Origin of the sequence: Kitasatospora sp. NPDC056273, assembly GCF_042268845.1 — a bacterium.
In the GTDB taxonomy this organism is placed as follows: domain Bacteria; phylum Actinomycetota; class Actinomycetes; order Streptomycetales; family Streptomycetaceae; genus Kitasatospora.
Genome location: NZ_JBHJSJ010000036.1, coordinates 78,646 through 89,034, shown reverse-complemented (window position 1 = coordinate 89,034; position 10,389 = coordinate 78,646). Strand labels below are relative to the sequence as shown.

Annotated in this window: 8 protein-coding genes; 5 read left to right on the top strand and 3 right to left on the bottom strand. The window is 72.8% G+C overall.

What is annotated here, in order from left to right; translation table 11 throughout:
- Window positions 1-90: 90 nt before the first annotated feature.
- A complete protein-coding gene (locus tag ACFCY1_RS27555) occupies window positions 91-618 on the top strand; it encodes a hypothetical protein (protein WP_375876391.1) in 528 nt (175 codons plus the stop codon).
- A gap of 32 nt (window positions 619-650) precedes the next feature.
- On the opposite strand, the gene ACFCY1_RS27550 is transcribed toward ACFCY1_RS27555, so the two are convergent.
- Window positions 651-1,202, bottom strand: coding sequence for an NIPSNAP family protein (locus tag ACFCY1_RS27550; protein WP_049649952.1), 552 nt, complete (start codon window positions 1,200-1,202; stop codon window positions 651-653).
- Window positions 1,203-1,293: 91 nt separating this feature from the next.
- Between ACFCY1_RS27550 and ACFCY1_RS27545 the strand changes: the two genes are divergently transcribed.
- Complete coding sequence (locus ACFCY1_RS27545) at window positions 1,294-2,223, top strand: helix-turn-helix transcriptional regulator (protein WP_375876390.1); 930 nt, start codon at window positions 1,294-1,296, stop codon at window positions 2,221-2,223.
- An 88-nt stretch (window positions 2,224-2,311) separates the two neighbouring features.
- Here ACFCY1_RS27545 and ACFCY1_RS27540 read toward each other — a convergent pair whose 3' ends face one another.
- Entirely contained in the window at window positions 2,312-3,790 is a 1,479-nt protein-coding gene (locus ACFCY1_RS27540; RefSeq protein ID WP_074005493.1) for an MFS transporter, read from the bottom strand.
- Window positions 3,791-3,867: 77 nt separating this feature from the next.
- Here ACFCY1_RS27540 and ACFCY1_RS27535 point away from each other — a divergent pair, with 77 nt between their 5' ends.
- The gene (locus ACFCY1_RS27535; RefSeq protein ID WP_158077779.1) at window positions 3,868-4,263 is read left to right on the top strand and encodes a MarR family winged helix-turn-helix transcriptional regulator; all 396 of its coding nucleotides are present in this window, start codon (window positions 3,868-3,870) and stop codon (window positions 4,261-4,263) included.
- Between the two features lie 248 nt (window positions 4,264-4,511).
- Here the strand turns inward: ACFCY1_RS27535 and ACFCY1_RS27530 are convergent, their stop codons facing one another.
- Window positions 4,512-4,706, bottom strand: coding sequence for a DUF397 domain-containing protein (locus ACFCY1_RS27530; RefSeq protein ID WP_074005498.1), 195 nt, complete (start codon window positions 4,704-4,706; stop codon window positions 4,512-4,514).
- A 198-nt stretch (window positions 4,707-4,904) separates the two neighbouring features.
- Here ACFCY1_RS27530 and ACFCY1_RS27525 point away from each other — a divergent pair, with 198 nt between their 5' ends.
- Both ACFCY1_RS27525 and fxsT read left to right on the top strand, forming a co-directional pair.
- Window positions 4,905-6,368 carry a TIR-like protein FxsC gene (locus tag ACFCY1_RS27525; RefSeq protein WP_375876389.1) on the top strand — a complete coding sequence of 488 codons (1,464 nt, stop codon included), beginning with the start codon at window positions 4,905-4,907 and terminating at the stop codon, window positions 6,366-6,368.
- Window positions 6,365-10,360 (top strand): FxSxx-COOH system tetratricopeptide repeat protein, encoded by a 3,996-nt coding sequence (gene fxsT, locus ACFCY1_RS27520; protein WP_375876388.1) that lies wholly within the window; start codon window positions 6,365-6,367, stop codon window positions 10,358-10,360. The genes ACFCY1_RS27525 and fxsT overlap by 4 nt, the downstream gene beginning before the upstream one ends.
- Window positions 10,361-10,389: the final 29 nt, after the last annotated feature.

Here is a 10,389-nt window from a genome sequence, read left to right as displayed (position 1 = left end):
TCGGTAAGCCGTGTGCGGGAAAACCGCATGCACGGATTGAAAGGGGACGGAGGAACCGGGCTCGCAGGAGCACCGCGCCTCCAACTACCAATGCCCGACGCCTTCACCGTCCTGTGGACCCAGCCGACCTGCCGCGCCCTGCGCAAGGCCGGCCACGTGGGTGCCCGGCCCCCGGTCGCCTTCAGCGGGGTGCACACCTCGCTGCCCGCCTGGTCGGGGGCCCGGGCCGGGGACGAGGTGTACGCGCTGCACGTCAACCGGTGCGAGGTGTTCGTGGTGAGCCGGATGCGGGTGGTCGACCGGGAGCGGGGCGACTGCTGCGGCGCCGCCGCCGCGAGCTGGGACGACCCGCCGTTCCCCGGGCACGAGGCCTGGTCGATGCTCGGCGCCGGCGGCTGCGGCGCCTCGGCGGTGCACGTGGACGCGACGCCGGTGCGCTTCGACCGGCCGGTGCCGGGCGAGCTGCTGGAGCGGCTCACCTGGCGCAACCGCCGCAACCGGACCCGGAACCTGAAGCACGTGGTGGACGGCCGCCTCGAACGGGCGGTCGGCCTCCAGGGGTTCTACCGCCTGGCACCGGAGTCGGCCGACGGGCTGGCGGGGCTCGTCGGCCCCTGACGGAGCGGGTGCGGCAGGGTGCGTCCGGCGGGCTACGGCGTGACGGGTTCCAGCCGAAGTCGCCGGGAGGGCCAGGGGGCCGGCTCGGCGGGGCCGAACCAGACGCGGACGTCCTCGCCGGTGCGGACGGGCAGCCGGGGGAAGTCGTTCTCGGCGTGCTCGGTGCGGTGCAACGCGTGGGCCGGGAGCAGGTGTTCGGTGGCGAAGGCGTCGAAGGCGGCGGCGTCGGCCGGGTGGCAGACGGTGGCGAGGACCTCGCGGGCGCCCGCGGGCGGGGTGAAGCCGGGGCCGCGCAGCAGCAGGACGTCGTCGCTGTCGACCATGGTGGCGTTGGCCGCGTCGCGGTGCTCCCGCCAGACCGGGCCGCCGTAGAAGGCCTCCAGGGCGCGCCGCCGGCCGGCCATGTCGGGGAAGGCGCGCAGCCAGACGAAGCGGTCCGGGTCGTCCAGGTCGCGGAAGCGGCCGCCGACGGTGATGCCGACCGCCTGCTGGCCGGTCACGAACTCGCGCTCGAACAGCTCGATCAGGGTCTCCCGGGCGCCGGGGTGCAGGGTGTACCGGCGGAGTTCGACGACGGGGCTCATGCGGCGGCCGTCCCGGTGCGGGTGAAGTCGTTCATGGGCCGCAGCGTAGGAGCGCTCCCCTGACATCCCCTGTCAGTGGATACTGGGCGACATGCGCGCGAGTCGGCTGGTCGCCCTGCTCCTGCTGCTCCAGAACCGGGGCCGGCTGACCGCCGAGCAGCTGGCGGCGGAGCTGGAGGTCTCCGTCCGTACGGTCTACCGGGACGTCCAGGCGCTCGCCGCCGCCGGTGTCCCGCTGTACGGCGACGCCGGGCACGCCGGCGGGTACCGGCTGGTCGACGGCTACCGGACCCGCCTCACCGGGCTGACCGCCGACGAGGCCCAGGCCGCCTTCCTCGCCGCACTCCCGGGCGCCGCAGCCGAGTTGGGCCTCGGTGAGGCGCTCGCCGCCGCCCAGCTCAAGCTGCGGGCGGCCCTGCCGGCCGAACTGCGCGAGCACGCCGGGCGGATCCAGGAGCGCTTCCTGCTCGACGCGCCCGGCTGGTACGGCGCGGCGGACGAGACCCCGCACCTGGCCGCCGTCGCCGCCGCGGTGTGGGAGCGCCGGGCGGTGGTGCTGCGGTACCGGCGCTGGCGGGCGCCGGAGGAGATCGAGCGGCGGGTGGAGCCGTACGGGCTGGTGCTCAAGGCGGGGCGCTGGTACCTGGTCGCCGCCGGGCCGACCGGGATGCGCACGTACCGGGTCGACCAGGTCGTCGAACTGCGCGAGCTGGACGAGGAGTTCGCGGTGCCGGACGGCTTCGGCCTGGGCGCGTACTGGGCGGACTACCTCGCCGACTTCCGGGCCCGGCTGCACACCGGGGAGGCGCTGCTCCGGCTCACCCCGGAGGGCGCCCGGCGCCTCGGGGTCGCCGCCGCGGCCGACGGCTGGACGGAGGCCCGGGTGCCGATCGAGTCGCTGGACCACGCGCACGGGGAGTTCCTGCGACTGGGCGCCGACGTCGAGGTCCTGGAACCGGCCGAACTCCGCGACCGCATCGCCGCAACGGTCCGGACCCTGGCCGCCCGCTACGGGGGGTGACCCCCGGGCCCGGACAGCGGAACGCCCGACCGGCGGGGGGCCGGTCGGGCGTTCCGGGGGGCCGGTTCGGCCCGGGGAGGGGGTGGTTTCAGGACTCCGTGGTCGCGGTCTGCCCGGCGGCACGGGTCAGCCGGTGCAGGCCCAGGGCGATGCAGGCGGCGAGGGCCGCGCAGATCACGACGGCGAGGAAGCCGTTGCCGACGCCGGTGGTCATGGCGTCCGGGGCGGTGGCGCCGGAGGCCAGCTCGCCGTCGGTGGAGGTGGCCAGGATGGTGCCGATCACCGCGATGCCGAGGGCGGCGCCGCTCTCGTTGAAGGTGTTCAGCAGGCCGGAGCCGACGCCGGACTCCTCGGGGAGCACGTGGGAGGTGCCGACCCCGTACAGCGGGACGAAGCAGGTGGGCAGGCCGGCCCCGATGACGGTCAGCGCGACGATGGCGACGACGGTGCTGGACGGTCCGGTGACCAGGACGGCGGCGCCGGCGATCTGGGTGAGTGCGCCGATCAGGTAGGTCAGGCCCGGGCCGACGGCGCCGATGAGGTTGGGCACGACGGAGGCGAAGACCAGCGCGGCCAGGCCCATGGGGAGCATGGAGAGGCCGGTGGCGAAGGCGCTCATGTCGTGCGCGCCCTGGAAGTAGTTGCTGGCCAGGTAGGAGCTGCCCATCATCACGATCGCGGCGAGCAGCAGCCCGAGGCTGCTGAGCCAGTAGGTGGGGATGCGCAGGAGGTGCAGAGGGAGCAGCGGGTCGGACTTGCCCAGTTCGGCCCGGGCGACGCCGGCGAGCAGGAGCACGGACAGGCCCATGCTGGCCCACGCGGTGACGGAGGTCATGCCGTCGTGCAGCCGGATCAGGCCGAAGGACAGGCAGGCCAGGCCGGCGGTGGCGAAGAAGGCGGTGGGCAGGCGCAGCGGGCGGCGGCCGTCGGCGCGCATGGCCGGCAGGCTGCGCAGGCCGATGATCCCGGAGGCGAGGCTGATCGGGATGTTGATCAGGAAGGCCCAGCGCCAGCTGACGGCCGAGACGACGAGCCCGCCGAGGACGGCGCCGAGGATGGCCCCGATCACGCCGAGGCCGCTCCAGGTGGCGAGGGCGGCCTTGCGCTGGTCCTCGTTCTGGTACACCGTCACCACGATCGACAGGGCGGCGGCGGAGAGCACCGCGGCTCCCAGGCCCTGGAGCACGCGGCCGGCGATCAGCAGTTCCTGGTTGCCGGCGAGGCCGCACAGGACGGACGCGACGGCGAAGGTGGTCAGGCCGGCCAGGAAGGACCGGCGCCGTCCGACGACGTCGGCGACGCGGCCGCCGAACAGCAGCAGGCTGCCGTACATGAGGATGTAGGCGCTGATCGTCCACTGGAGGGCGGTCTGGTCGGCGGGGAGCTCGGAGCCGATCGAGGGCAGCGCCACGTTCACGACCGTCGAGTCCAGCATGACCATCAGCTGGGCGACGCCGACGGCGGCCATCGGCATCCAGGAGGTCTTGGCGGGTTGCCGCTCCTGCCCCTGCTCGGTTCCTCGGTCGTTCTCCTGCTTGGCGTCCACGAGTGAGATTGCCTCAGTCATCGGTTCTCCTTTCCGGGGCAACAAGATACATGCGCATGAATCGACATGGAAGGGGGGTCGGATCTAGACTGCGGAGCGTGGCGAACACTCCTCTTGCCGATCGGTGGCTGTCCCTGGTGCGCGTCTGCGCGCAGATGAACCAGAGGATCGAGCACACCCTGTCCGACGAGTTCGACCTCTGCGTGACCGCGTACGAGATCATGGAGGTGCTGTGGGCGGAGGGGGACTGGGTCCGCCCGGGAGAGGTCAGTACCCGCACCTCGCGCAGCCAGCCCCAGGTCTCCCGGATGCTGACGCAGATGGTCGACGCGGAGTACGTGGACCGCAGGCCCTCCCCGGGCGACGGCCGCGGCTACCAGATCCGACTCACCGAAGCGGGGCGGGAGGTCTTCCGGCGGGCGGCCGCGACCGTCGACGGGGAACTGAAGCGGATCACCGACGAGAACGCCGACGCCCGGGTGTGGATGGCCTGAGTCCGGGGCGTCAGACGCCGGCCGTGCCCACCAGCACGCGCTCGGCGCCGGCCGCCACCGGGGTCACCGGCCGGTGGCTGCGGCCCTGACCGCCCTGGCCGAGGTGGCCGTTGAGCGGCCGCAGGTCGGTGAGTTCGCACCGCCGCGGAACCGGCCGGGTCCGCGGCGGTGCGGAAGTCCGCGGGAGGAATCGGGAAAGGCGCTGAATTGTCCGGCTTTCCCGTTCCCGCCTCAGGGGCCCGGCGGGGTCAGGCGACGAAGTGGTCGAACTCGCCGGCCTTGGCGCCGCGGACCCAGGCGTTGAACTTGATGCGGGTGGTGGTGACGACGAGGGTGGGGTCGTTGGACTGCCGGATGTAGACGTGGTCGCCCGCGGAGGCGATCTCGATCCAGTCATCCTTGTCGCTGCTGGTGCTGGACCTCTGCCAGTCGAGGTGGTCCACGGATGCCCTCCTGGTGGTGCGTGGCGGCCGGAACGAGGGTACTGCTCCCTGTGCACGGGTGGCGGCATCGTTTCGGTCATGTCAATTCGTGCGAGACGTTGTGCTATTCCATTGGGGTGTCAGTCGTTCCTACACTGAAGCCCCGCCGCACGGGGGCTGCGGGAGGCAGGTTTGCCGACGGGCCCGGGGGAGGCGCGTGTGACTGACCGGGGCTGGGACGAGGACGACGCCCGGCCGTACTTCTTCCTCTCCTACGCGCACACCCCCAAGGCCGGTGCGCGGGGCGCGAGCGACCCGAACCACTGGGTCAGGCAGTTGTACCGGGACCTCTGCGAGGCGGTGCTGCAGCTCACCACCGTCCCGGACGGGGTCGCGGTCGGCTTCATGGACGAGTCCATGCACCAGGGCGAGTTGTGGGCCGAACGGCTGTCCGACGAGTTGGCGACGTGCCGGGTCTTCGTACCCCTGTACTCCCCGAGGTACTTCAACAGCGTCCCGTGCGGCCAGGAGTGGCACGCCTTCACCCGTCGGCCGGTCTACCCGGCGAACCTCGACTCCGAGCGCACCAGCGGCATCGTGCCGGTGCTGTGGGCGCCGATGAGCCGCTACCGGCTGCCGAACGTGGCCAGTGAACTCCAGTTCAACCACACGAGCTTCGGACCCGAGTACGCCACCGAGGGGCTCTACGCGCTGATGAAGCTCAGCTACTTCCGCTCCTCCTACGAGCTGGCCGTGCACCGGCTGGCGGCCCGGATCGTCCAGGTCGCCGAGGAGACGGTGATCCCGGTCGGGCGGCGGCTGGAGTTCAACACCCTCCCGAGCGCCTTCAACGTCACCGCCCCGACCAAGCAGCTGCGGATCTCCGTACTCTCCTACCACCAGAACGAGTTGCCCGCCGACCGCAGCCCCGACTACTACGGCGAACGGCGCACCGACTGGCACCCGTACCGGCCGGTCGGCTCGCCGATCGCCCAGCACGCGGCCCGTCTCGCACGGCAGCTGGGGTTCCAGCCGACCGTGCACGAGTTCGACGACGAGGTCGAGTCGATCATCGACGGCAACGCCGAGGCACCCGGCCTGCTGCTGCTCGACCGCTGGGCGCTGCGCGACCCGCGCCGGCGCGAACTGGTCCGGCGCTTCGACCGCTCGGACGCCACCTGGGTGAGCATCCTGGAGCCGTTCAACGGCGACGACCCCGAGTGCGCCGAACGCTCCGACGAACTCGGCGACTTGAGCGACGATGCGCTGCGCATCACCCGGCGCGCGAGCCGGCCGAGCTTCCTCGGCGCGACCGGCCCGACCGGGCTGCACACGCTGGAGGACTTCGACGACGCGCTGCCCCGGGCGGCGATGAAGGCCAAGTACGCCTTCGAGGGCCGCACCCGGGCCGAACCGGAGGAACCGCCGCCACCGCGGCCGAGCCTGCGGGACGCGTTCCGGCGCCCAGGGGGCGGGTACGGGTCGGACGGAGCCCCGGCGGACCCCTTCGGGGACGACCAGGGGGACGATCCCGCCGACAGCAGAAGCAACGGCAACGGCCGCACCCAGCACCGGAGTCGGAACAACGGCAACGACCCGCACCGCGAGCACGCACCGTACCGCGACGACGGCGATGAACCCGATGACGGGATGGCGCCCTTGGGAGGACGAGGACCACGATGAGCGATAACGTCACCAGGAACCTGCGCCTCGGCGGGCTCACCGCCGCCGACCTGGCCGCCCAGCGGCAGGCGGCGGAGCAGGACCGCAACGGCCGGATCATCACCTTCTACTCGTACAAGGGCGGCACCGGCCGCACCATGGCGCTCGCCAACACCGCCTGGATCCTGGCCGCCAACGGGTTCCGGGTGCTCACCGTGGACTGGGACCTGGAGGCGCCCGGCCTCGCCAAGTTCTTCCACCCGTTCCTCGACCAGGCCTCGCTGGCCGGCACCACCGGCATGATGGACCTGATCGCCGAGTACCGGGAGGAGGCGCTGCGCCCGGTCGAGCACGCCGAGGGCTGGCACCTGGACTTCGCCCGGGTGCACCCGCACGCGCTCTCGCTCATCTGGCCGCACTTCCCGGCCGGCGGCAGCCTGGACTTCCTCTCCGCGGGCCAGTTCAACCGCGACTACTCCGAGGCCGTCACCCACCTCGACTGGGACATCTTCTACGACCGCTTCGACGGCGGGCAGTTCTTCGACGCCCTCAAGGCCGACATGGCCAAGCGCTACGACTACGTGCTGATCGACTCCCGCACCGGCCTGTCCGACATCGCCGAGATCTGCACCGTCCAGATGCCCGACGACCTGGTGGTCTGCTTCACCCTCAGCGACCAGTCCATCGACGGCGCCTCCCGGATCGCCCAGCACATCCACGACCGCTACCGCGAGCGCGGCATCCGCATCCTGCCCGTCCCGATGCGCATCGACGAGGGCGAGAAGGAGAAGGCGGACGCCGGCCGCGCCCTCGCCCGGGTCCGCTTCGACGGGCTGCCGACCGGCTTCGAGGGCGAGGAACTCGCCCAGTACTGGGGCTCGGTGGAGATCCCGTACCGGCCGTTCTACGCCTACGAGGAGATCCTCGCGACCTTCGGCGACCAGACCGGCACGCCCACCTCGATGCTGGCCGCCTGCGAGCGGCTCACCTCCATGATCACCGAGGGCCGGGCGGCCGGCCTGCCGCCGATGGACGAGGAGGTGCGGCTGCGCTACGTGGACGCGTTCACCCGCCGCCGCCCGTCCGTGCCCGCCGACCTCTACCTGTCCTACGTCCCCGAGGACCGGATGTGGGCGGACTGGATCGAGTCCGTCCTGACCAGGGCCGGCTTCCGGGTGCTGCCGCGCGACCTCAGCGCCGGCACCGACCCGCGCGAGGAGACCGAGCGCGGCATCGACTCCGCGTACCGGACGGTCGCCGTGCTCTCGCCCGCCTACCAGCGCTCCCCGCAGGCGCGGGCGCTGTGGGAGTCGGTGGTCAGCTCCGACCCCTCCGGCACCCGGCGCCAGCTGCTGCCGGTCCGGGTCGGCGACGTCCGGCTCACCGCGCCGTTCAGCAACCGCAACCCGGTCGACCTGGTCGGCCGCGACGAGACCCAGTCGATCCAGAGCCTGCTGCGCGCGCTCGGCCGCGGCGACTCCCCGCTCGACGAGGCGCCCAGCGGCGGCCCGCGCTTCCCCGGCAGCAAGCCCTCGGTGTGGGACGTCCCGCCGCGCAACCCCTCCTTCACCGGCCGCGCCGCCGTCCTGGAGCAGCTGCGCAACCAGCTGCGCGGCGGCATGGCGGCCGTGCTGCCCACCCCGCAGACCCTGTACGGGCTCGGCGGCGTCGGCAAGACCCAGGTGGCCCTGGAGTACGCCCACCGCTTCATGTCCGACTACGACCTGGTCTGGTGGATCGACGCCGAGCAGATCGAGCTGGTCGCCCCGGCGCTCGCCGAACTCGCCCGCCGGCTCGGCCTGCGGGTCGGCGACTCGGTCACCGAGGCCGCCGAGGCGGCCCGGGAGGCGCTGCGGCGCGGCGTGCCCACCTCGCGCTGGCTGCTGATCTTCGACAACGCCGACGAGCCCGCCGAGATCCGCCGGTTCTTCCCCGGCGGCTCCGGCCACATCCTGGTCACCTCCCGGAACCAGGCCTGGACCGGGCACGCCGAGGCGCTGGAGGTCGACGTCTTCACCCGCGGGGAGAGCGTCGAGCACCTGTGCCGGCGCGCCCGCAGCCTCTCCCGCCCGGACGCCGACCGGGTCGCCGAGGCGGTCGGCGACCTGCCGCTGGCCGTCGAGGTGGCCGCCGCCTGGCTGGACACCACCGGCACCCCGGTGGAGACCTATGTCTCCCAGCTGCACGCCGAGGCCGCCCGCGCGCTGGCCGTCGGCCGCCCGGCCGACTACCCGACCCCGGTCGCCGCGACCTGGAACGTGTCGATCGGACGGCTGCGCCAGCAGTCCCCGGCGGCCGTCCGGCTGCTCCAGCTCTGCGCGTTCTTCGCGCCCGAGCCGATCTCGATGAACCTGTTCTACAGCGACCAGATGATCCGGGCGCTGGTGCGGTTCGACGCCGACCTCAGCGACAAGTTCATGCTGGGCAAGGTGATCCAGGCGATCGGCCGGTACGCGCTGGCCAAGGTCGACGCCGGCAGCAACAGCTTCCAGGTGCACCGGCTCGTCCAGGCGGTGATCCGGGCCGGGATGACCGCCGACGAGCAGGAGGTCGCCGTCCACGAGGTGCACCGCATCCTCACCGGCGCCCGGCCCGTCCTCGGCGACACCGACGACCCGGCCAACTGGCCCGCCTTCGACGAGATCTGGCCGCACCTGTCGCCGTCCAAGGCGCACAACTGCGACGAGGCGGACACCCGCCAGCTGCTCATCGACCGGGTCCGCTACCTGTGGAAGCGCGGCGAGCTCGACCGCGCCCGCGACCTCGGCCACGCCCTGGACGTGGAGTGGACCGGCAAGCTCGGCGAGGACGACCGGCAGACCCTGCTGCTGCGCTTCCAGCTCGCCAACGTGCTGCGCTCCCAGGGGAACTACGGCGAGGCGCTGGCCCTGGACGAGGACACCCTGGAGCGCCAGCGGGCTCTGCTCGGCGAGCACCACCCGTACACCCTGATGACGGCCGGCTCGCTCGGCGCCGACCGCAGGGCGCTCGGCCGGTTCCAGGCCGCCCTCGACCTCGACCGCGAAATCCTCGACCAGTTCCGCGAGTTGTTCGGCGACGACAACCCGCGCACGCTCTCCATGGCGAACAACCTGGCGATCGACTACCGGCTGGTCGGCGACAGCGAGGCGGCCCGCGAACTCGACCAGGAGACCCTCGACCGGCGCACCGCCGTCCTCGGCCCCAAGCACCCCTACACCCTGTCCACCAAGTCCAACCTGGCCCGCGACCTGCGCGAACTCGGCGACTACCGCGGCTCGGTGGACCTGCTCCAGGAGGTCACCTCCGACCTCGGCGACGTGCTCGACCCGGACCTGCCGGAGAACCTGCGCAACGCCAAGTCGCTGGCCGTCTCGCTGCGCCGGATCGGCCAGCTCGCCGAGGCCCGCCGGATCACCAAGGAGACCTACGAGCGCTACCTGGAGCGCTACGGCGCCGACGCCCCCGACGCGCTCGCCTGCGCGCTCAACCTGGCCGCCGACCACAGCGCCTCCGGCGACAAGGAGGCCGCCCGCGACCTCTGCTCCACCGTCTTCGAGGGCCACCGGCGGCTGTTCGGCGACGAGCACCCGTTCACCCTGGCCTGCGCCAACAACCTCGGCATCTACCTGCGGGGCAGCGGCGACGTCCCGGGCGCCATCGAGCGCGGCCGGATCACCTTCGAGGGGCTGACCCGCTCGGTCGGGCCCGAGCACCCGTACACCCTCAACGCGATGATCAACCTGGCCAACGCCTACGGCGACGACGGGCAGCTGGACCGCGCCGAACGGCTCGGCCGGGCCGCGTACCAGGGGCTCTGCGACCGCTACAGCGCCCAGCACCCGGACGCGGTGGCCTGCGAGGCCAACCTGGCGATCACCCTGCGGTCGGGCGGGCGGCACACCCAGGCGGCCGAACTGCGGGCCCGGGCGATCTCCGAGCTGATCCGGCAGTTCGGCGAGGAGCACCCCAACACGGTCGCCGCGCGCGGCTGGAAGCGGATCAACCGGGACCTGGAGCCGCAGCCGGTCTGACCGGGCAGGGGGCGGGGTACGCTGCCGGA